The following is a 19473-nucleotide window of genomic DNA, read 5'->3' as shown; positions in this document are numbered from 1 at the left end:
CGAGAAACCGGGGTCAGGTAGAGATGAGCTTCCGGGATAGCTTGCTGGTCGGATCATCCTCCTGCGATCCTATCAGCTTTTTGCGTCGGCCTTTGGGCGGTATAGATTGGCGGTAGAAACAAGCCAGCCCTTTGCATTTCGTGGTGCAATCCTCTTCTTGCCGGCAGCGCAGCTCGGCATTGTCCTGGACCAAGTGTTGGACTATACTCATCCTTGGAGGTGAACCATGCAAATGAACATCGCGGAAGCCAAGGCAAAGCTTTCGGAGCTTGTTGCCGCTGCCGAACGCGGTGAGGAAGTTCTTATCGCGCGAGGTGGCAAGCCCGTCGTGCGGCTTCTATCTGCAAATGCGACAAGTCCCGCCTTCCGTATCGGAATCGCAGAAGGTGCTGTTTCCAGCATTCCGGATTTTCTCGAGCCGATGAGCGAGGAAGAGATATCGCTTTGGAACTGACCACGGTCCTTCTGGATACACATACCTGGGTCTGGAGCCTGTTCAAGTCGTCTGAACTGTCCGATACTGCACGAGGCATCATGGAGCAGGCGCGAACAGTTTATGTCGCGCCTTGCTCGCTTCATGAGATCACCGCCAAGCATCGATCCGGCAAATGGCCTGAGGTCGGAGAAATCGTCATGCGACTGCCACAGCTCCTGCGTGCTCAGGGTGGCGTTGCTGCGCCTTTCACGGCAGAGATGGCCGCTCTTTCCGGCGGGATGGCCTGGTCGCACAAGGACCCGTTCGATCGAATGATTGCAGCGACCGCCATGGAACTGGCTTGTCCGCTGATCTCCAAAGAAAGCGCCTTTGATGGCCTCACGGGATACCCGGGATGGGTGGGGCGCATTTGGAAGACAATGCCCGCGGAAAAATCTTCGTCTGACACGTAGTGCCGGAAGACCAGGGAACCCCTTGTTCTCCGCAATACGGGTCCAGTTTCTGCACCACGAAATGCAAAGGGCTGGAGAAACAAGGAGTGTTCTTCTATGGCGGCTGGGGAACAGGCAGACAGGAATAAGCGCATAGCAGATGCCCTGAAGGGCAAGGTCGACACCACTCAGATGAGTGAAGACGAATGTGCCTTGTGGCTTGACGCTTTCACCGAGAAGATGGCCCGACCGACTGAAATCGAGGAGGCGTTCTACACGCGCCGCCGGCAACTTGGTCAGGGCGTCGGCGACCCAGACGAAACCTGGTAGATGCCGTCGCCGCCTCACGGGGGAGTGGATTGAAGTTCCGAGTCGTGGGACCCTCTCATACATCCAGGCGAACGCCATCTTGGGCAGACGCGGAAGACGCTTCTCACAGGGCTTTCCCTTACGGCCCTATCCGCAGTCGACGAACGAACCCGAGATCCGGAGTCCGATCATACACATCGAAGCTCGGTTGCGCCTTTGGCTGCCAGACCCGACCAAACTCCACGGAGCAAGACACTGGCGTGGCTGGAAAGACAGATAGATCGACATCGCGTCCATGCTGGTTCTGGATCTCATCGAAGGTGCGGCGTGCAATCTCCCTGAACCGCCGAAGATCGTCCCTGTGCCGGATGATGCCCGCCCGGTGGATGTCGCTGCTGATCTCCCAGATCGAGACGTCGGTTCCGAGAGCCTGCACCACGACATCATCGCTGACTTCGTTTGTGATGGAGAGCTTCAAGGCAACCTGTTTGCCACCAGGTGTTCCCCGCCGCAGCGCGAACTGGACCTCCTCCCGGTCCTCCGGCCAGGACCACTGCACGGGCTCGCGTTGCAGATCGTAGACATCGGCAACCGAGATGTCGGAGAGAAGTCGCCCCAACTCCATCAGGAGGGGGATCGGGGCAAGGCCGAAGACCGAAAGATGGCGGATGTCACCGGCCTCGAACCGGCCGAGCACCTTCCTGGCGAAATCGGCGCGAAGCACCTCGGGCTGGATTTGCCAGTATGTCGGGTCGCTGTCCTTGTAGTGCATGCCTTTGACCTTGATCTCGGTGGGCCTCGCCTCCGCAGGAGTACGATTTGGCAAGATGGCCGTCACGCAGTCATCAAAGGGCACGGCAGTTTCATTCGGACCTATCGGCGCGCTGAACTGGAGAATGTGAGAGCGTCTGTTCGGGCCGGCCGAAAGCACCATATCGACCCAAGCCTCATGATCCCGCTTCATTTGCCGAAGGCGCTCCGGCGGATAGGCGTCCGGGTTCTCGCGATCAACTTCGCGATGACAGGGATCGCAGAGGAGCATGACATTGGTGTGGTCATTGGCGAGACGCGGCGAGAGCTCCTCATCACCCCTCGGCCCATTGACGCTGTCGGCAATGATGTGGGCAACGTAGCCCTTGTTCGCACCGGAGTTGCCCGACACCAGGTGTCCGATCAGTGGCTCGTTGCAGTTCTGAAACTGGCATCGTCCGGCGGACTTCGCCCATACGATGCGCCTGGTTTTCTCAGTTAGATTTCGGGTTCCATTCTTGCCCATTTCTCGTCCTCAATGCACTCGCCTGAAAGGGCGGTTTCGGTGGATTTTTTGTTGTATCTCATGAGGCGACAGCGTCGGCGTCAGTTCGACCATCCGACGGAGCCATAACTCGGCTGTTTCCGCACTCACCTGCATCCAGAAATCCTGAAGCGATGGTCCACAGCAATCTGTCGCAGATACGCGGGCTCCACAGGGGCACTCTGCCCTCATGTCCAGCGGGTCATCGTCGCGTCGGCGCTCCAGGATATTCCGTACCTCGGTTTTGCGCGGCCGACATCCGATGAGTTCGGCCACCGCGTCGATCCAGCCATCTACACCATGGTTCCATTCCTCGAACGGCCAGTCCTTGCCCTTCCGCCGGAGAAGCTGGCTCAGAAAAAAATTTCTGAGCGGCCCCTCGAGGAAGGCCCCTATCGACGGGTCTTTCTGGGTCACCACCCATGTCTCGAATACGGTGACGCAGCAGACACCCGAGGTCGAACAGTGGAAGCTCTCATGCCTGGGAAGGCTGTCATCCAGCATCGTGACCCTGGGCTCCGTGGCCGGATAGTCGGCTGGAATCTCGATCCGGATGCGATGCTCCGCCAACGGGCCACGATCCCGGTAGGCAGGCAGCTTTGCCAGTAGCAGGTAGATGCCCTCGACGACGACCGCCTCATCCCGGGTCGCGATGTCCAGGTAAGGCTGGTCGACGTAGAGGGAGTCCCTGACGTCTCGGAGAAGGGACTTCGCGGCGTCACTCACCGGCGAACCAGGGCTTCGTCGTGGTCCCCGAGGCTTTCACCGCGGCGGCTTCTTCGGCGGCCACGGCCGCGCTGGCTGCCACAGCAGCCGTAGTCAGGGACATCAGGGGCGCGACCTTGCGGATCGTTTCGGCCGTCATGCTGTCCCGGAACGCAGGCGGAATGGAGTCGAACCGGCTGCCGGCCAAGTAGGCAAGGAAGTCTTGGCGCGCCCGAGCGATCCAGCGCTCGAAATTCTTGCGCTTCGCCGGCTTCTCCTGCCACTTGTCTGCGAAGTTCTCCGCCGGGTAGGACGGGTTCGGGATCACGGCGACGGGTCCGAGGTCCTCGATCGCACGCTGCATCTTGGGCAGGATGTTCCGGAGCGTTTCCGAGATCGTCGCCTCACCATTGTAGGAGGCTGCCGCCAGGGTGGAGATGATGATCGAGATCGGCTTGTGCTCATCCCCGTCGAACATCACGTCCCGGTGCCGCTTCAGCAGCTTGATGGCGTTCTGAAGCGGTGTCTGGACCTCGTGGTTCGGAAAGTCCTCGACCGAGGCAATGACGCGGCCAGCGGCGTTCATCTGGGCACGCCTCTGCTCGAGCATCTGGTACTGACGGCCGCGGAACCAACGCAGATACCCCTTCGGGTTGCTGACGAGCCATGTCACGCCACGATCATTATAACCGCAATGCTTCTTGTCGGTGATGCTGATCGCGGTGCCTGTATAAGAGCGCACGCCGTTGATGTCGTATCCGGCGGCTACCATGGCAGCCACGTAACTGTTCTTCCCGGGGATGCTCGGCAAAATGTCCATATGGAACTCCGCCTCATCGGCATACTCCATGGTCCAGCACCGACGCCCGTCCTGAGGAACCTGTTTCATCTGGTGCCTCGTGGCGTAGGCCTTGATCTCGATGCCGACCAAACTCTTGAGTTCAGCTTGCGACATATGCTTGTGGTCGCCTTTCTCGAGCTCGCAAACCACGTCAACATCGTAGGCATCGCCGTCGCCGACGGGGCGGATCACAGTTCCCAGGGCGAACGAGCCCTGAGCCGAGATCTTCGGTTTCAGGTCATGAACCTTTGAGTCCGGGCGGTCGAGCCATTCGCCGATGGACCGATACCGGCCACGCGCCTTGTCGTCATAGGTCTGCGGGATCGAGATTTCCCGGACGATGGCCCAGAGGGCTCCCTCTTTCGAGGTGATCTGTCTGTCTTTCGGTACGTTCATTCGATTTCTTTCTCTGCTCGGTGATCCGGCACCACATAATGCGGGGGGCCTGCCAATCGGCCCTTGTTATGGTATGCGCTTGAGAGCTTGAGTCCCGGACACGTGGGACGAACATTTTTTGTCCGGTGTCTTGGCTTTCGGGCGCATATGTCAGTAGAGCGAACGAGGATGGCCCATGGATCAGGCAACAAGCCAACGACAGTTTCACTCCGTCGACGAGTTCAAGGCTGCGCTTTCTTTGACAGAGGCTGAATGGGCTAAAATGAGACGCCTGGCGCGCAATCGCTGCCGCGTTGGTCGACCAGGCGAAGAGGAAGAGGTTCTCCAAGACGCCATTTTCCGGGTGCTCGAGGGAAGGCGTCGTTGGCCAAAAGGACTGAACCTGTTCGCATTCCTTTCTGGCGTCATGAAGAGCATCGTATCGGAAGAGTCCAAGATCGGATTCAGGCGCAATGTGGATCGCGGCATAGATGAGGTCATCGACACTGTGTCTGAGGAAACCAGTGCTGAAAAACTCGTTCTCGAGACGGAAGTTGTAGCGCACGTCATGGCGCTCTTCGAGGGGGATGATGAAGCAGAGGCTCTGGCAGAGGGGACTATGGACGGCTGGGAAAAGAGCGACCTTCTCAGTCTGTTTGATGGCGACGTGACCCGTTACGAAACTGTGCGCAAGCGGTTCAGACGTAAAATGAATGCGCACCAGGAACTCAAGAGTATGATCAATGGTGAATGACAAGATGTCGAAGCTCGATCGGCTCGAAGAGGCGATCAACGAGGATATCCTGGCGATGACGCCGGATGAGATTTTCGAAGAAGCCAAAGCAGATGGCGAGGACACCGCCGCTTTCGCCCAGAGGATGAATGCGTGGCTGGAGGCGGCGATTGTCGAGGCGAACACAGCACGTCTTCGGGGAGCGCGAGAAGCACTGGAACAGGATCGCGAACAGTCGAAGGCCAATATTGTCCAGCTGAAACCACGCGACAGACAGGCTCGTCCGGATAGCTTTGTCCCTGACACCATGGCGGCCCGAAATGGCAAGAAGCTATCGGAGCGGGACAAAGAAGCTCTCGACGAGGACTTCAACGAACTGTTCGATGATGATGCCTGGGATGATGATCAGGACGATACGAACAAATGACACATCAGCCTCGAACTGCCCAGAGAGTTCTGGAGTCTTTGTCGATCCGGGATCCGCAAGGGATAGACCTCGAGGCTATCGCTTGGCTGAGTGGAGCGAAAGTCAAGTACCGGGAACTCGATGGGTGTGATGCCTGTATCGCCGGCAGGGCTGACGTTGGGCGGGCGATCATCTCGATCGACAACCGTGCTCTCTCTCGTCGGCAGAGGTTTTCGCTGGCGCACGAGATTGGCCACTGGGAGTGGCACAGGGGTCATCAGTTATTGTGCAGCAAGGATGACATCGGGGGGAGCGGAAAGTCTCGTGGCCTTTCGAAAGAGGCGGCCGCAAACCGATTTGCGGCAGAGCTTCTTATGCCCCGCTTCATGCTGAAGGATGCGATGCGCGACTTCAATCGACTCGATATGAGGACCGTGAGAAAGATGGCGACCCATTTCGACGTCAGCCTGACGGCGATGGCTTACCGGCTGGTTGAGAGCGATTTTCATCCTTCTCTATTGATAGCTTACGGAAAAGAGGGGCGCCGTTGGTTTGTCCGTTCGAAGAGTATCGACGAGAAGTGGTTCCCGAAGGATACTCTCGATCGCCAGAGCGGAGCATACAGCATCCTGTTTGAAGGCGCTGGAGATGACGGCTACATGTCCACAGTCGAAGCCGACACTTGGTTTGATGTTCAGTGGGCGGACCAGGTAGATGTCGGTGAACAATCCTTCAGGACTCAGGATGACGAAGTTGTGACGCTCCTCGTCGCCAGGAGCGATAGGATGCTCGCTGACTGAAGCATCCTCGGCTTGCCCGCCATTACTTGACCTGCCCTTGTCTGGATCGACGGACGGCCGGCAACACTGTGGTCGTGGATACCTGCGGATGGACGATGTGTTGATCCCGGTGCTTTCGGAGCTCTCGTGCGGGCTGGGACACCAGGCAAGACACTGGATACTGACGTGTCGATGTCGTCCGCGCATCGTCGGGGATCACTGCCAAGATGTCCCAGTCACTTTCGGCCGAGTGATCGCCTCGCGACCTGCTCCCGAAACCAAGAAGGCCGCAGACGCTTATGAGGCAGCGGGAAGACTCGCCAATGCGCTCCCTGCCGAAGATCCCCGGCGGGCACAAGTCAAACAGGGGCTTGACGCCCTGAAGTGAAGGCTGATCCCGGTCGGCGAGCTCTCTTGCGACGATCTCGCCATCGACAATTTGCTGTTGGAGCCTCATATTCACCGCCATGACGCGTCTGCTCAAAATGCTTTGCATCGGACTGCTCGCCGCTTTCTTCGCAGGAACGGTGGCGCAGGCTGCGTCGATGGGCATGATGGCTGTCGAGATGTCCGATAGTGATCATTCGGACATGGCCGACATATCCTGTGCCGGCTGCGATGACGTCAGCGAGGATAGCCATTCTGCTTGCGGTGGCACATGTGCCTCGGCACAAGTGGCTTCTTTGCCGGTCGAATGGGATGGTCCGGATGCCGCTCTGGATGCCGTGCTTGTGTTCCCAGAGGCAGCGTTTCGGAGTTGGACCGAACCGCCCGCGCGCACACCTCCGCGCCTCTTTTCCTGATGTGATCCACCGCGCTGCTACCCGGCGCATGTGACGGGATTGGCCGCGCCTTCACCGGCGCGCTTCGATCTCCATCTTGGGAATTCGAGAAATGACTGAAATCACGAACATCCGGCTCAGCCGGCGTGCCTTTGCAGGTGGCGCCTTGGGAGCTTTGATCGTCAGTGGCGCGCCGCCGCTCCGTGCGGCTACGGCCCAGCGGATCACCGGACTTGCCTTTGACAAAGGAACGACCTTCGCCGTCGGAGATGCCCTGCTGACGAGCGACGACGGCGGTGCCACTTGGAAACCAATCTCCGGACCGGACATCGGGGCGATCGCAATCACCAGCCACCCGAAACGGCCGGGCCGCCTTGTCGTTTCGCTTGAAGGTGGCGGTCTCTCGCAATCGACAGATGGCGGAAACAGCTTTGCCAGATTCGGGCGGGGCCTGCCGGACGCACAGATCGATGCCCTGGCGACGGCTGCGAAACTGCCCGACACGCTCTATGCCGCAATCGCCGGCGACGGACTCTGGCGCAGCGAGGATGCCGGTGCGAGCTGGGAATTCGCGATGGATCGGCCTTTCATCGGGGGTGACGAACGCGATGTCCTCTCCCTTGCCTCGGTCGATCTGGCCAGCGGCATGGGTGGCATCTGGCTCTATGGCGGTACCACGAACGGTGTGCAGCGCGTGCCCGATTGCTTCTGCCGCTGGCAGGATGTTCAGCCGGACAATGCTCTGGACGGGTTGGTTGAGGGGGCCGAAGCAGCGGAAGTTGCTCCGCTCCCGGAGGGCCAACCGGTCTTTTCGCTGGTCGCCTCTCCGGCGGCATCCAACCGCCTCTGGGCCGCGCTGCCATCCGGCATATGGGCAAGCACCGACGCCGGCGTGGTCTGGAAACAGGCCAGCCAGCTCACCGCCACCGCGCTGGCCACGGATCCGAACACTCCCGAAACACTCGTTGCCGCAGCCGAAAGCGGCCTGTTCCACAGCCGCGACGGCGGCACTTCCTGGGCCGCGTCCGCGGTTCTTTGAATGAGATACCCTATGAAAAAACTCTCTCTTGCAGCCCTCATGCTGATTGCCACCCCGGCGCTTGCCGCCGAACCCGTCACCGTCTACCGCGACCCAAGCTGCGGCTGCTGCCTCGCATGGGCGGAATACATGGAAGACCGGGGCTATGACGTGACGATCGTCAATGTCACCAATGTCGCCGAGCGGGCGATGGCGGTCGGCGTGCCCGAAAAGGGCCTGTCCTGCCACCATTCCGAAATTGGCGGCTACGAGGTGCACGGTCATATCCCCGAAGAGGTCATCGCCAGATTGCTGGACGAACGCCCGGCGATCACCGGCCTCATCCTGCCGGGTATGCCGCCAAATTCGCCGGGCATGTCCCCGGACAAGGTCGGAACGCTCAAGGTTTACTCCTACGGCCCCTCGGGCATCGAGGTCTACTCGAATGAGTGATCCGGCCGTTTCGGGCAGGCAAAGGCCGCGGCGCCTCGCGCGCCGAGCCTTGTCTGTCGTCCGACCGGGATTGGTTGTGGCGGCGCTCTCGGGTGCCGCCATTGCCGATCCTGCCGAAATGACCTTCCTCGGAAACCCGGTAACGCCGGAACTGATCGCCTCAGGCGAAGCGCTCTATGCAGAAAACTGCGCTGCCTGCCACGGAGAAAACCGGGAGGGTCAGCCCGACTGGCGGCGGCGCCTCGAGACCGGTCGAATGCCCGCCCCCCCACAGGACGGTACCGGCCATTCCTTCACCCATTCGGACAGCCACCTCTTCGCGATGACCAAATCAGGGATCGGGGCTGTCGTACCCGGCTATGAAAGCGACATGCCGGCGTTCGACGGCGTTCTGACGGATGACGAGATCGTGGCAATCCTGTCCTTCGTGAAGGCGAACTGGCCCGTCGCCAAACGGGAAATACAGGCCGGATTGCCAGGGATGGCCTCCAGGAAGTGACGCGCACGGCGCCGTTTGCGCTGTGCGAACAGAGAAACCGGGAGGCCGATCAAGCAGGTTTGGCCTCCCCTGAGGATGATCCGGTCCCGCGCAGAGCAACCATCGATACAGAAACGCGCCAAAGATCGCGGGGGCTGTGCCCGAGGCGATGAAGAGCGTCCCCTGGTCGCTTCGTCGTTTCCTCCGAAACAGGCAGGAACGGCATCGATACGGCTGCGCAGCCACGATCAGCAGGCCGAGACGAGTAAGAATGCGACCCAGGCCCGCGCAGCGGCGGCTCTCCGGGTGTACCTGATCACGATCCACAAGAGCGTGAGACCGCCAAACACCAGCCCCATGGCGATGCCGCGGGTCTCGGCTCAGACCACCTTGCCGGCGAGGATTCCCGCGGGGAACAGGACAACTCGCCGGACGACACGATAAAAGATTTCGGCGAGGAACGTCATTGCCACAGGAACGCCGAGTATCGGACTTTGACGCGAATGCGTGCTGGACGAAGGTATCATCGAGAATCCGCCTATCCGTTCAATGCCCTACTCCCGGATTGCAACCGCCCGCCTGGCCGCCGCTTCAAGCGCGTCCAGAACCGCTTCGGACGTCAGGAGTTCCGGAAGCACGATACCTTCCGGCGCCGCAGGCCCGTAGACGACATTGAAGGGGATCCCGAACCTGTCGAAACTCGCGAGGTAGCGCGAAATACCTTCGTCGGGGCGCGTCCAATCGGCCCGCATTGGCACGATCCCCGGTGCGTCCAGAGCCGTGGCCACCGGTTCGCGGTCCAGTACGAGCGCCTTGTTGGCCTTGCAGGTCAGGCACCAATCCGCGGTGACGTCGACGAAAGCGACAGAGCCACCCGAAACAAGCCGGGCGATTTCGGCCCGGTTGAACGGGGTCCAGTTGGTGGCGATGGCACGCGTTTCGGCCAGTGGCGGGAGCATGAAGGCGGGACCGACCATGATGGCGAGCGCGAGAACCGAACCGGCAACCAGTCGCAACCGAGACGATATCCGGCCAATCGACAGGATCAGGACGAGCCCCAGCGTCGCGAGCGCGACCGAGGCAGCGGCGGCGGGGCCAGACACGCCGACAAGGACACTCAGCAACCAGGCCGCTGTGACGGCGAGCAACCCGCCGAGGGCGAGTTTGAGCCAGACCATCCATGGCCCGGGTCTTGGCAGGCGCGCCACGAGACCGGGGCGCAGGGCGATGAGGATGTAGGGGCTGGCAAGACCGATCCCGAGTGCTGTGAAGATCACGAAGATGTCCAGTGGCCGCCCCGACAGGGCAAACGCCACGGCCGTTCCGAGAAACGGCGCCGAGCAGGGTGTTGCCAGCACCGCGGCAAAGGCGCCGGTGGCAAAATCGCCGGCATAGCCGGGTGCCCCGTCGGCGTTCGCCAGACGGGTCTGCAAAGCAGACGGCAGGCTGATCTCGAAGGCTCCGAAGAGGTTGGCAGCAAAGAGCGCCAGGATCAGGAACATGATGGCGAGGAAAGACGGGTTCTGAAATTGCAGGCCCCAGCCGACGGACAGACCGAGCCAGCGGGCGAGAAGCGTGGCCGCCGCCAGCGCCCACATGAAGACCAGCACCCCAAGGGCGGAGGCGAGAAATCCCGACCCGATGCGGTGCGGGGACTGTCCACTCGTCTTCACGGCCGAGGAGAGCTTGATCGACAGCACCGGCAGGACGCAGGGCATGACATTCAGGATCAGCCCGCCGATCAGCGCAAAGAGCGCGATCCAGGCCACATCCCCAATGCCCGGGACTGCCGTCTTGAGGGAAAACGGCGGCTTGGGTGGAGCGGGAGACAATTCCGGGGAAAGGGTCGCGGCGGTCGGCCCGTCGGTGATCGTCACCCGAAGCTCCGGCAAGACTTCGCCCGCATAGAGGATCGGCAGTCGTGCCCAGAGCGCGGAGCCCCCCTCGCTCAAACGAATGTCCGGGGCCCCGAAGGCCGCTGCCGGGCCGAGCTCGGCAAAGACATCAGGCGTCTGGAACCCCGCCTCGCTACGGGCGGCGATTGTCAGGGAGGTCAGATCGGCGGCGATGAACGCCGTGGAGATGGAGATGCCGCTCCTATCCCCGTCATCCGGCACCTTGGCTGCATATTCCGCGATCCGGGCCGCGGAGGCCAAATCGATGCCTGTGCCCAGGTCGAGTGTCAGCGTCAGGTCGAAGATCTCGGGAACGCAGATGTCGGAGCAGACCAGCAGGTTGACGGCCGCATTCAGGCGCGCGGGCGCGCCCGGTTGCTCAAGCGCGACGCGCAGCGGGAAGGCAACTTCGGTGTCGTAGCCGAAATTCTCGATGCCAAAGGCGCGGAACCGTTTGGGCGCGGGCCAGAGCATCTCCACATCGGCAATGTTGTGCGAACCGGTCCAGTCGATCTGGGGCGGGATGCCAACCTCGCCCGGCGACCGCCAGTAGGTTTTCCATCCGTCACCGAGGACAAGGTCCAGTGCCACGGAGACCGATCGTGCGTCCGGGGCGATCCCGTCCTCGGCCGAGATCAACCTCGCCTGCACGGCCGGAGAGGCATGCGTTTCCGACTCGGCGGCCTTCCCCGCTCCCGGAAAGTGCAGCAGGGCGCCGGCAAGCACCGCCGCCAGCAACATCCCCCGTTTCAATCCGCTCAGGCGGTCGCGCATGTGGCGGACACCCCCTCTTCTCGCTCAAGTTCGATCAATCGCTCGATGGTCCGGTCGCTGATCTGTCCCTGGATAACCGTCTTGCCGACCACCAGCGCTGGCGTGCCGACGAATGCAAAGATCCGCGCAAGGGCGGCGCTGGTCCGGAGTTCTTCCTCCACAGACGCGCTCGCCATGTCGGCGGCCATCTGATCGTGATCGATGCCGATATCCTTTGACAGCAGCCGAAGATACTCCGGCGTGGGCCGGAAGGCCGATTTCATCAAACGCTTGTGGAACAAGACATAGGCGCCCTGCCGTTTCGCAGCCAGGGCGGCCTTTGCGGCCATGTCCGACGTCTCTCCCAGCAAGGGAAGCTCATGCCATACGACCTCTATGCCGCCGCTCGAGTTTTCTTCGAGCCGCGCGAGCTTCTGAGTTTGGACCCGGCAATAGGGGCAATAATAGTCGGAGAAGGACGCGATCCTGACGACGCCGGAAGGCACGGTGTTCCCGCCATAGAGCGCCCCGCAGATATCCTGTCGGACAGTTGCCTCAGTCACCGCTTCTCCGGGATCCACCTCATCGGGCGACAATCCGAAGAACGGGTCGAATGCGGCGCTGCGTTTGCCCCCCTCGATCTTGCGGAAACCTTCCGGGTCCGCCATCGCTTCGAAGGACAACGGTGCCTCGAAGATCCTCGGCACATACTTCCAGGCGGCAGCGCCCACCGCAGCGACCCCAAGTCCAGCCAGAAAAAGCCTTCGATCAATGGCCATCTATGAACTCTCCTGCCCTATTCATTGTCTCGTTTCATTCCGTCGAGGTTCCAAGAATCGCATAGCCGGTCCTGCCGCCCTCGCAGAGAAGTTCTGCGGCGCCGCCGGCGCCGATTGCACCCAGCTCACATCCCTCCGGAAGCTGAAGCAGGTTTTGTCGCTCCACCGCCGTGCGGGGAGCCTCGCCGGTACAGACGCCTCCCGTCGAACATCCCGCTGCGACCGCTGGAAGCAATAGCACAACCCATTTTGCAACTCCCCGGCACCCAAGGAACCGTTCATTCAACAGAAACAGCAACGGCCCGCTAACCGGCCCGCTGCTCTTCAATGACGTCAGCCGATTCTGGTGTCGTTTTCGCCTCGTCACCGCCGTGGCAGGACCTTCCCATCATCTTGTGCATCACAAGATGCGCGCCGACACAGAGGACCAGGGGCGCAAAGGCCGTCAAAGGCTGGGACATGCCAGCGCCCGCGCCTCCGGCCAGGAAGAACCCGGCAACCGGAATGAGCATGACGGCACAGCAGGCCCACATCCCGTATTTGGCCAGTTTTCCAGCGTGCCCGGCATGCATCTGTTCTTTCGGCATTTCGTCCCTCTTTCTTAATGGCTTGCCGGGATCAGCCGTGCCACCTTCCGGCGCGGGAAGGTCAAGCCGGACAAGTTCACTGTTTCGTTATCGAAAGGCCGTTGACCCTCCAGCGCTGGAAGGTCGTTCAACTGTTACATCGCGAACGGACACAAGCCTCGGAGGCAGGGCAGTGAACAGGAAACAGAACGTCTGCATAAATAGGCGAAACTTTGTCGTCGGAACCGTGGCCGGTATCGTCGGAATGCAACCGGGTGTGCTCCTGGCACAGGATGCACCGACACAGCGCCTTTCATCCCCGGCAATCCAGCGCAACACCTCATCCTTTCGCGTCCATGACTGGCGCGACCACTTCGACAGCCTTGAGAATGGCGTGATCCTGTCGGACACCGTTTCGAAGATGCTCCAGTACTGGTCGGAGGACGAGACGATCCGGAAGGTCTATCCTACCAGCGTCCCGCTATCGGGCGACCTGACGAAGCTCGGCTACACCCGTGTCACACGAAAGGTCGAAGGGCCGAGCTGGCGTCCGACGCCAGCCATGAAAGAACGCAATCCCGACTGGCCGGATTTCGTTGGGCCGGGAGCCGACAACCCGCTCGGAACGCATGCGCTTTACCTCTCCTGGCAGTACTACCGAATCCACGGCACCAACGACACACGCAAGATCGGGCGCAAGTCGTCCAACGGGTGTATCGGTCTCTACAATGAACAAATCGAGGAACTGTTCGCGCTGGCCAAGATCGGCACCCAGGTGAAGTTGATCTGAAATCAATATGGCGCACCATTTGGGGAAGCGCTGACGGGACATCTGCACACATGAACAGACTTCTGCCACTTGCCATCGTCGCCATCTTTCTCGGCGGTCTCGGCGTATTTATCTTTCAGGCAATGAACCCTCCCGAGGTCGCGGGGCATTCCATGACGTCTCCCGACACGTCCGACATTGCCGAGGGCGCCCCGATCGAGAAAGTTCGTGTGCCGGCTGAATTGTCGGCCAACGCCCAGATCGGCAAAAAGGGATTCGACGCCAATTGCGCGTCCTGCCACGGCGAGAACGCCGCCGGACAGAATGGCGTTGCGCCGCCCCTCGTTCACAAGATCTACGAGCCGAGCCATCATGGGGACATGGCCTTTCAACTGGCGGCAAAGAACGGTGTGCGGGCGCATCACTGGAAGTTCGGAAACATGGCCCCGGTAGAGGGGCTGACCGATGCCGATGTCGCCTATATCACGCTCTATGTGCGCGAGTTGCAGCGCGAGAACGGGATAAATTGATGCGGAATGCGGGACGGACAGGTTTCAAGAGTAGGATCTGGGCGGCGCTGGTGAGCGTCTCGCTGATCTTCCCGCCACTATCTGGCCCGGCTTTCGCATCAACTGAGGACCACCACGAGCTTATTCTTACTGAGGTCGCACATTCCTCGGACGGCCATCACCACGATGCGCCCGATATTGATCTCACTGACCACTGCCATCCCGGGTTGGACTGCTTCTTCCAGGCTGTCGTCACGGCACACCCCATCCCACAGCCGATTTTGGAACTTGGCCAACTGACCTTTTTTGCACATAGCCGAGATCAGACCGGTACACCCCACGGCTTCGATCCGCCTCCACCGCGCATCCTGTCCTGACACGGAAACTCTCTTGAGACAGGACAACGAACAGGATCGAAGACATGAATTTGACAGCACGCATCACCGGCGCGGCCGGGATTTCGCTGATTGCAGTCGCTGCCCTCGCCCATGGCGGGGCGACGGGCATCGTCATGGAACGCATGGATGGGATGTCCGCCATGGCCAAGGTCATGAAGGCGCTCGCGCCAATGATGCAGGGCACGGCCGCCTATGACGCTGCCGCCGTGCGCGCCGGCGCCGCGCAGATTGCCGATCATGCCGGGGAGGCGATGACCACGAAATTCCCCGAAGGCACCTCCGGGGGCGCATCGGAGGCGAAGCCCGAGATCTGGCAGGACTGGGAGGATTTCGCAGGCCTTGCGCGCCAGCTGGAGGTCTTTGCCGAAGGGTTGGAGGCCGCCGCCGACAACGGTATCGGTGGCATGCCCGCTCAAGGCAACATGATGGGCAACAGCACCATGATGGGCGGCCAGGGAATGATGGGATCTGGCGGCATGATGGGGGGGCAGACGCCCATGATGACGGCAGAACATATCGCCCAGATGCCGGCCGACATGGCCTTTGCCATGGTCAGCCAAAGCTGCACCGCCTGTCACAGCCGGTTCCGCGCAGAGGACAAGTGACATGGTTTTTCTGCTACGTCTGGCGGCCCTCGGGGCCGTTGCGGGCGGGGCATTCGTGATCGGTCTGGTGTACTGGCCGATCAGGGATGACCCGGGAACAATCGAACTGGCTGGCGATCCGAACCGCGGTGCCTATCTGGCGCGCGCCAGCGGATGCATTGCCTGTCATACCGACATGGCCGGCGGTGGTGCACCGCTGGCCGGGGGGGCTCCACTCGAAACGCCTTTCGGAACCTTCGTCCCGCCGAACCTGACCACTGACCCGGAGCACGGGATCGGCGTCTGGACGATTGGGGACTTCGCGGTGGCAGTTCGGCAGGGCGTCTCGCCGGAGGGTGAGCCCTATTTCCCGAGCTTCACCTACCCATTCTACGGCAACTTCACCGATCAGGACATCGCCGACCTCTGGGCCGCCTTCCAGACCGTTCCGGCCGTGGCCGAACCGGCACCGGATCATGACGTTGCCTTTCCGTTCAACCAGCGGTGGGGGCTGAAGCTCTGGCGGGCGGCCTTCCTCGAGGCGCCGGACACAGATCCGGTAGCCGGGCGCAGTGACGCCTGGAACCGCGGCAGGCAACTGGTCGAGGGCGCATCGCATTGCGCGGCCTGCCATACGCCCAGGAACCCTGTCGGTGCGCGATTGTCCGGTGCGGCCTTCGCGGGCAACGAGGATCTCCCCGGCGGCGACGCTGCGCCATCAATCCTCCCCGGTGACCTCGTGGAACGGGGGTGGACCGTCACGAACCTCGCCTTCGCGCTTCGCACCGGCGTGATGCCCGATGGCGATGCGTTTGGTGGTAGCATGGGAGAGGTCGTGCAGGGTGGCACTGCCTTCCTGAGCCCCGAAGATCTGACCGCAATGGCGACCTACGTGCTCGATCAAGACTGACAAGACTGGACGCGGGCCACCCACGGCCCGCGTTCGTATCAAGGGACCAGACAGATATGATACACCGCAGATCCTTGCTGACCGGCGCGGCCGCACTGGCGGCAACTCCCCTGTTGCCGATGCGGGCCCTGTCCGCCGGCATCGACCCGGACGTGCTGGAAGCTGCCATGGCGAAGGTCCAGATCGCTCCGGAGGGCTACCCGAAGACCGAGATCTGGTCCTATGGCGGCACCGTTCCGGGCACCGAGATCCGCGCCCGGCAGGGCGACCGGTTGCGCCGAAGGCTGGTCAATTCGCTCACCGAGCCGACCACGTTGCACTGGCACGGCATCCGCATCGACAATGCGATGGATGGTGTGCCGGGCGTGACGCAGGACGCGGTGCCGCCGGGCGGCGCGTTCCTCTACGAGTTCGACCTGCCCGATGCAGGCACCTATTGGTACCATTCGCACAACCAGTCCTATGAACAAGTCGCTCGTGGATTGCAGGGGCCGCTGATTGTCGAGGAATCCGATGCGCCCGACGTGGATCGAGAAGAGGTGCTGGTGCTGGACGATTTCCGCCTTGATCCGGACACGGGGCTGATTGCGGGTTTTGGCAACATGCACGATTTCAGCCATGGCGGCCGGATCGGCAATATCGCCGTGACCAACGGCAGTTTCAACAAGACGCTTTCGGTCAAGCAGAACGAACGGCTGCGTCTGCGCCTGCTCAACACCGCCAATGCCAAGATATTTGCGCTGGAGCTTCAGGGGTTGGAAGGCTGGATCGTGGCGCTGGACGGGATGCCTTTGGAAGCCCCGAAACCGATCACCGAAACGCTCCTGCTGGCCTCAGCCCAACGCGCCGACCTGATCGTCGATGTAACCGCCGAGGACGGCGGCGAGGCACATCTGGTCCGCTACGAGGGAGACGAGACCTTTTCTCAGGCCCTGTTCAACGTGAATGGGCAAGCGTCGGGCGCGCGCCGGGGTGCTCCGGTGCCTCTGCCGCCGAACCCGGACATGGGCGTCACTGGCCTCGAAGATGCGCTGAGGAGTCGACTTCACATGGAGGGCGGCGCCATGCGCGGTTTCCAGTCGGCCGTGATGGACGGCCGCGAGGTCGGTTTCCGCGAAGCGGCGCAGAGCATGAACTTCTGGGCCATGAACGGGATGGTCGGGATGCCGGAAGAGCCGCTCCTTATCGCCGAACGTGGCCAGACCGTGCGCGTGGTAATGCAAAACGACACGATGTTCCCGCACGCGATGCACCTGCACGGCCACCATTTCCGCGAGGTTCTGGCCGGCGGCGGCCTCGGCCCGCTGCGCGACACGTTGCTGATGTTCGGCGACGAGAGCCGCGAGATCGCCTTCGTTGCCCACAACCCCGGTGACTGGCTGTTCCACTGCCACATGCTGACCCATGCCGCTGCCGGCATGATGACCCGCATCAGGGTTCTGGCGTGAGTACGAAAACGATCCTGAAGGGCACCGGGGCACTTGGCCTTGGTGCGTTGCTTGCCGTCGCGGCCAGCTGGTTTCTGCTGGGCGGCTCCGCGCAATCCTTCGGTCAGCCAAAGGATGTGGACGTCAGCGCGGGCAAAACGCTCTATCAGGAAAACTGCGCCTCTTGCCATGGCGCGAACCTTGAAGGTCAATCCGAGGACTGGCGCTCTCCCGGAGAGGACGGCCTGCTGCCTGCCCCTCCGCATGACGAGACCGGACACACCTGGCACCACGGCGACATGCTGCTCTTTACCTACACGCAACTCGGCGGCGCCGAGACGCTGGCGCAGCAGGGCATGGAATTCGAGAGCGGTATGCCGGGCTTTGGCGACAGCCTCAGCGACCAGGACATCTGGAACATCATCGCCTTCATCAAATCAACCTGGCCGGAGCGGGTCCGCGAGATCCAGTCCGTCCGCACCGAGGCAGAACGCCTGCAACAGGGAAAGTGACTCACATGAAAACAATTACTGCCAGCATCGCGACAGCGTTCGCCCTACTCACATCAACGATAGCGCAAGCCGACGACCTCAGCGAGGCCCGTATCAAGGAGCTTGTCTACGAGGCGATCCGCGAAAACCCCGGCATCGTCATGGAGGCGGTGCAAATCCTGCAACAGCAAGAGGCGGAGCAACAGGCGAATTCCGCGGCCGAAGTACTCTCTACCCAGCGGGATCTGCTCGAAAATGACCCGAACGCGCCGGTGATCGGCAATCCTGAAGGCGATGTGACGATGGTCGAGTTCTTCGACTACAACTGCCCCTACTGCAAGAGCGCCGCGAACGAAGTGAAAGCGCTCATGGCCGAGGATTCCAACATCCGGGTCGTCTACCGGGAATGGCCGATCCTCGGTGAAGGCTCGGTGTTTGCCGCCCGCGCCGCGCTCGCGGCCCGCAATCAAGGAAAATACGAGGCGTTTCACTGGGCGCTCATGGATCTCAAGGGCCGTGCCGAGGAGGCATCCATCTTGCGGGTAGCGGAAGAGGTCGGACTCGATGTCGATCAGCTATGGGAGGACATGGATAGCCCGGAAATCGAGGAACACATCGCGACATCCATGGCGCTCACACAGGCGCTCGGCCTCACCGGAACGCCCGCTTTCGTCATCGGCGAAGCGCTGGTTCCGGGCTTTGTCGAGAAGGCGCATTTGGAGGAACTGGTGGGGCAAGCCCGCGACGCCAATTGATCCCGGGAATCCTTCGGACATGGGGGACCCCAACTTGCCGGTGGCGGAACGCCACCGGCCTTTTCATTGATCGGGCGCGACCGGTCCAACTTTTTTTGCCTGACGGACTCGCAACTGCGCATGCACAACGATTACAGCCACACATTCTTTCGAAATGCCGAAACCTGCCAGACGAGGCTGAATATCCGGGTTTGGCCGAACCCGGATATGAAGACATGAGGCAGGGCAAGATTTGCACACACGGAGCTATCCAAATGAATACCAGAAACGTCTTCCTTGCCGGGTTTATGCTTGCATTTGTCGGAGCTTGCACGACTTCGACATCGGCGGTGAACCTGGGGACAGAACCGGCCGCGCTGGAAGAATTGCCAGAAGGCGTAGTTGCCATCGCTGCACCCAATCAAAACCTGCAGTCCGTCCGGATCCGGCCGGACGATGGCTGCTACTGGTTCCAATGGGTAGGACCGGTCGAAACAACCTATCTGCCGCTCCGATCCAGAGATGGACGGCCAATCTGCGCCCGACCGCAAGGGACACCTGTCGGTGGTTGAATCAAGGCGGGCTCTGTCCGCCTGAATCAACGTCGCACAGTGAGCC

The 19473-nt window shown here is 61.4% G+C and carries 23 protein-coding genes; 17 read left to right on the top strand and 6 right to left on the bottom strand.

The genetic code is table 11. The features are described 5' to 3' along the window. The first annotated feature begins 226 nt into the window (after positions 1 to 226). The 3 genes from R3X27_RS09905 (at position 227) to R3X27_RS09895 (ending at position 1197) form a co-directional block, all read left to right on the top strand. The gene (locus R3X27_RS09905) at positions 227 to 454 is read left to right on the top strand and encodes a type II toxin-antitoxin system prevent-host-death family antitoxin (protein WP_317708696.1); all 228 of its coding nucleotides are present in this window, start codon (positions 227 to 229) and stop codon (positions 452 to 454) included. Beyond that, positions 445 to 888 carry a type II toxin-antitoxin system VapC family toxin gene (locus R3X27_RS09900; protein ID WP_317708695.1) on the top strand — a complete coding sequence of 148 codons (444 nt, stop codon included), beginning with the start codon at positions 445 to 447 and terminating at the stop codon, positions 886 to 888. The genes R3X27_RS09905 and R3X27_RS09900 overlap by 10 nt, the downstream gene beginning before the upstream one ends. Before the next feature lie 96 nt (positions 889 to 984). Then, complete coding sequence (locus R3X27_RS09895; protein ID WP_317708694.1) at positions 985 to 1197, top strand: hypothetical protein; 213 nt, start codon at positions 985 to 987, stop codon at positions 1195 to 1197. Positions 1198 to 1315: 118 nt separating this feature from the next. Here R3X27_RS09895 and R3X27_RS09890 read toward each other — a convergent pair whose 3' ends face one another. From R3X27_RS09890 to R3X27_RS09880, 3 genes are read right to left on the bottom strand one after another with little or no spacing between them, the layout of a single operon-like run. Further along, positions 1316 to 2452, bottom strand: a complete 1137-nt coding sequence (locus R3X27_RS09890; RefSeq protein WP_317708693.1) for an SAVED domain-containing protein — start codon at positions 2450 to 2452, stop codon at positions 1316 to 1318. A 9-nt stretch (positions 2453 to 2461) separates the two neighbouring features. Then, the gene (locus R3X27_RS09885; RefSeq protein WP_317708692.1) at positions 2462 to 3196 is read right to left on the bottom strand and encodes a hypothetical protein; all 735 of its coding nucleotides are present in this window, start codon (positions 3194 to 3196) and stop codon (positions 2462 to 2464) included. Continuing rightward, the gene (locus R3X27_RS09880; protein WP_317708691.1) at positions 3189 to 4412 is read right to left on the bottom strand and encodes a nucleotidyltransferase; all 1224 of its coding nucleotides are present in this window, start codon (positions 4410 to 4412) and stop codon (positions 3189 to 3191) included. The genes R3X27_RS09885 and R3X27_RS09880 overlap by 8 nt, the downstream gene beginning before the upstream one ends. Positions 4413 to 4587: 175 nt before the next feature. On the opposite strand from R3X27_RS09880, the gene R3X27_RS09875 reads away from it, so the two are divergent. The 6 genes from R3X27_RS09875 to R3X27_RS09850 all read left to right on the top strand — a co-directional run bounded on the left by R3X27_RS09875 (position 4588) and on the right by R3X27_RS09850 (position 9061). Next, positions 4588 to 5145, top strand: coding sequence for a hypothetical protein (locus R3X27_RS09875; RefSeq protein WP_317708690.1), 558 nt, complete (start codon positions 4588 to 4590; stop codon positions 5143 to 5145). Then, positions 5135 to 5551, top strand: coding sequence for a hypothetical protein (locus R3X27_RS09870; protein WP_317708689.1), 417 nt, complete (start codon positions 5135 to 5137; stop codon positions 5549 to 5551). Before R3X27_RS09875 ends, R3X27_RS09870 begins: the two co-directional genes overlap by 11 nt. Then, positions 5548 to 6330 carry an ImmA/IrrE family metallo-endopeptidase gene (locus R3X27_RS09865; protein WP_317708688.1) on the top strand — a complete coding sequence of 261 codons (783 nt, stop codon included), beginning with the start codon at positions 5548 to 5550 and terminating at the stop codon, positions 6328 to 6330. The genes R3X27_RS09870 and R3X27_RS09865 overlap by 4 nt, the downstream gene beginning before the upstream one ends. 873 nt (positions 6331 to 7203) lie before the next feature. Further along, on the top strand, positions 7204 to 8130 hold the full coding sequence (locus R3X27_RS09860) for a sialidase family protein (protein ID WP_317708687.1): 927 nt from the start codon (positions 7204 to 7206) through the stop codon (positions 8128 to 8130). 12 nt (positions 8131 to 8142) lie between these two features. Next, complete coding sequence (locus R3X27_RS09855; protein ID WP_317708686.1) at positions 8143 to 8562, top strand: DUF411 domain-containing protein; 420 nt, start codon at positions 8143 to 8145, stop codon at positions 8560 to 8562. A gap of 49 nt (positions 8563 to 8611) precedes the next feature. Then, positions 8612 to 9061: a cytochrome c gene (locus tag R3X27_RS09850; RefSeq protein WP_317708685.1), complete on the top strand. Its 450-nt coding sequence runs from the start codon at positions 8612 to 8614 to the stop codon at positions 9059 to 9061. Between the two features lie 533 nt (positions 9062 to 9594). Here R3X27_RS09850 and R3X27_RS09845 read toward each other — a convergent pair. The 3 genes from R3X27_RS09845 to R3X27_RS09835 form a co-directional block, all read right to left on the bottom strand. Further along, on the bottom strand, positions 9595 to 11709 hold the full coding sequence (locus R3X27_RS09845; protein WP_317708684.1) for a protein-disulfide reductase DsbD family protein: 2115 nt from the start codon (positions 11707 to 11709) through the stop codon (positions 9595 to 9597). Next, entirely contained in the window at positions 11694 to 12467 is a 774-nt protein-coding gene (locus tag R3X27_RS09840; RefSeq protein ID WP_317708683.1) for a DsbA family protein, read from the bottom strand. The genes R3X27_RS09845 and R3X27_RS09840 overlap by 16 nt, the downstream gene beginning before the upstream one ends. Before the next feature lie 305 nt (positions 12468 to 12772). Continuing rightward, on the bottom strand, positions 12773 to 13054 hold the full coding sequence (locus R3X27_RS09835) for a DUF2933 domain-containing protein (protein ID WP_317708682.1): 282 nt from the start codon (positions 13052 to 13054) through the stop codon (positions 12773 to 12775). A gap of 226 nt (positions 13055 to 13280) precedes the next feature. Between R3X27_RS09835 and R3X27_RS09830 the strand changes: the two genes are divergently transcribed. Genes R3X27_RS09830 through R3X27_RS09795 form a run of 8 tightly spaced genes read left to right on the top strand, consistent with a single transcriptional unit; the run spans position 13281 to position 18876 of the window. Next, positions 13281 to 13823 carry a L,D-transpeptidase gene (locus R3X27_RS09830; protein WP_411572478.1) on the top strand — a complete coding sequence of 181 codons (543 nt, stop codon included), beginning with the start codon at positions 13281 to 13283 and terminating at the stop codon, positions 13821 to 13823. A gap of 50 nt (positions 13824 to 13873) precedes the next feature. Further along, positions 13874 to 14332, top strand: a complete 459-nt coding sequence (locus tag R3X27_RS09825; protein ID WP_317708681.1) for a cytochrome c — start codon at positions 13874 to 13876, stop codon at positions 14330 to 14332. A 50-nt stretch (positions 14333 to 14382) separates the two neighbouring features. Further along, complete coding sequence (locus tag R3X27_RS09820) at positions 14383 to 14688, top strand: hypothetical protein (protein ID WP_317708680.1); 306 nt, start codon at positions 14383 to 14385, stop codon at positions 14686 to 14688. Positions 14689 to 14732: 44 nt separating this feature from the next. Continuing rightward, a complete protein-coding gene (locus R3X27_RS09815; RefSeq protein ID WP_317708679.1) occupies positions 14733 to 15314 on the top strand; it encodes a cytochrome c in 582 nt (193 codons plus the stop codon). Position 15315: 1 nt separating this feature from the next. Next, the gene (locus tag R3X27_RS09810) at positions 15316 to 16203 is read left to right on the top strand and encodes a cytochrome c (protein WP_317708678.1); all 888 of its coding nucleotides are present in this window, start codon (positions 15316 to 15318) and stop codon (positions 16201 to 16203) included. A gap of 56 nt (positions 16204 to 16259) precedes the next feature. Further along, positions 16260 to 17651, top strand: coding sequence for a multicopper oxidase family protein (locus R3X27_RS09805; RefSeq protein ID WP_317708677.1), 1392 nt, complete (start codon positions 16260 to 16262; stop codon positions 17649 to 17651). Further along, complete coding sequence (locus R3X27_RS09800; RefSeq protein WP_411572477.1) at positions 17648 to 18142, top strand: c-type cytochrome; 495 nt, start codon at positions 17648 to 17650, stop codon at positions 18140 to 18142. The genes R3X27_RS09805 and R3X27_RS09800 overlap by 4 nt, the downstream gene beginning before the upstream one ends. A gap of 5 nt (positions 18143 to 18147) precedes the next feature. Beyond that, entirely contained in the window at positions 18148 to 18876 is a 729-nt protein-coding gene (locus R3X27_RS09795; protein ID WP_317708676.1) for a DsbA family protein, read from the top strand. Positions 18877 to 19473: the final 597 nt, after the last annotated feature.

This window comes from Tropicimonas sp. TH_r6 (assembly GCF_033101155.1).
Taxonomy (GTDB): Bacteria; Pseudomonadota; Alphaproteobacteria; order Rhodobacterales; family Rhodobacteraceae; genus Tropicimonas.
Note: the sequence above shows the minus strand (reverse complement) of the source record. Positions and strands in the feature narration are given on the sequence as shown.

What these genes read in the sequence shown, in the direction of transcription:
- R3X27_RS09905 (WP_317708696.1), top strand. Translation starts at nt 227, where the DNA reads ATGCAAATGAACATCGCGGAAGCCAAGGCAAAGCTTTCGGAGCTTGTT.
- R3X27_RS09895 (WP_317708694.1), top strand. Translation starts at nt 985, where the DNA reads ATGGCGGCTGGGGAACAGGCAGACAGGAATAAGCGCATAGCAGATGCC.
- R3X27_RS09890 (WP_317708693.1), bottom strand. Translation starts at nt 2,452, where the DNA reads ATGGGCAAGAATGGAACCCGAAATCTAACTGAGAAAACCAGGCGCATC.
- R3X27_RS09880 (WP_317708691.1), bottom strand. Translation starts at nt 4,412, where the DNA reads ATGAACGTACCGAAAGACAGACAGATCACCTCGAAAGAGGGAGCCCTC.
- R3X27_RS09875 (WP_317708690.1), top strand. Translation starts at nt 4,588, where the DNA reads ATGGATCAGGCAACAAGCCAACGACAGTTTCACTCCGTCGACGAGTTC.
- R3X27_RS09870 (WP_317708689.1), top strand. Translation starts at nt 5,135, where the DNA reads ATGGTGAATGACAAGATGTCGAAGCTCGATCGGCTCGAAGAGGCGATC.
- R3X27_RS09865 (WP_317708688.1), top strand. Translation starts at nt 5,548, where the DNA reads ATGACACATCAGCCTCGAACTGCCCAGAGAGTTCTGGAGTCTTTGTCG.
- R3X27_RS09860 (WP_317708687.1), top strand. Translation starts at nt 7,204, where the DNA reads ATGACTGAAATCACGAACATCCGGCTCAGCCGGCGTGCCTTTGCAGGT.
- R3X27_RS09855 (WP_317708686.1), top strand. Translation starts at nt 8,143, where the DNA reads ATGAAAAAACTCTCTCTTGCAGCCCTCATGCTGATTGCCACCCCGGCG.
- R3X27_RS09845 (WP_317708684.1), bottom strand. Translation starts at nt 11,709, where the DNA reads ATGCGCGACCGCCTGAGCGGATTGAAACGGGGGATGTTGCTGGCGGCG.
- R3X27_RS09840 (WP_317708683.1), bottom strand. Translation starts at nt 12,467, where the DNA reads ATGGCCATTGATCGAAGGCTTTTTCTGGCTGGACTTGGGGTCGCTGCG.
- R3X27_RS09835 (WP_317708682.1), bottom strand. Translation starts at nt 13,054, where the DNA reads ATGCCGAAAGAACAGATGCATGCCGGGCACGCTGGAAAACTGGCCAAA.
- R3X27_RS09825 (WP_317708681.1), top strand. Translation starts at nt 13,874, where the DNA reads ATGAACAGACTTCTGCCACTTGCCATCGTCGCCATCTTTCTCGGCGGT.
- R3X27_RS09815 (WP_317708679.1), top strand. Translation starts at nt 14,733, where the DNA reads ATGAATTTGACAGCACGCATCACCGGCGCGGCCGGGATTTCGCTGATT.
- R3X27_RS09810 (WP_317708678.1), top strand. Translation starts at nt 15,316, where the DNA reads ATGGTTTTTCTGCTACGTCTGGCGGCCCTCGGGGCCGTTGCGGGCGGG.
- R3X27_RS09805 (WP_317708677.1), top strand. Translation starts at nt 16,260, where the DNA reads ATGATACACCGCAGATCCTTGCTGACCGGCGCGGCCGCACTGGCGGCA.
- R3X27_RS09795 (WP_317708676.1), top strand. Translation starts at nt 18,148, where the DNA reads ATGAAAACAATTACTGCCAGCATCGCGACAGCGTTCGCCCTACTCACA.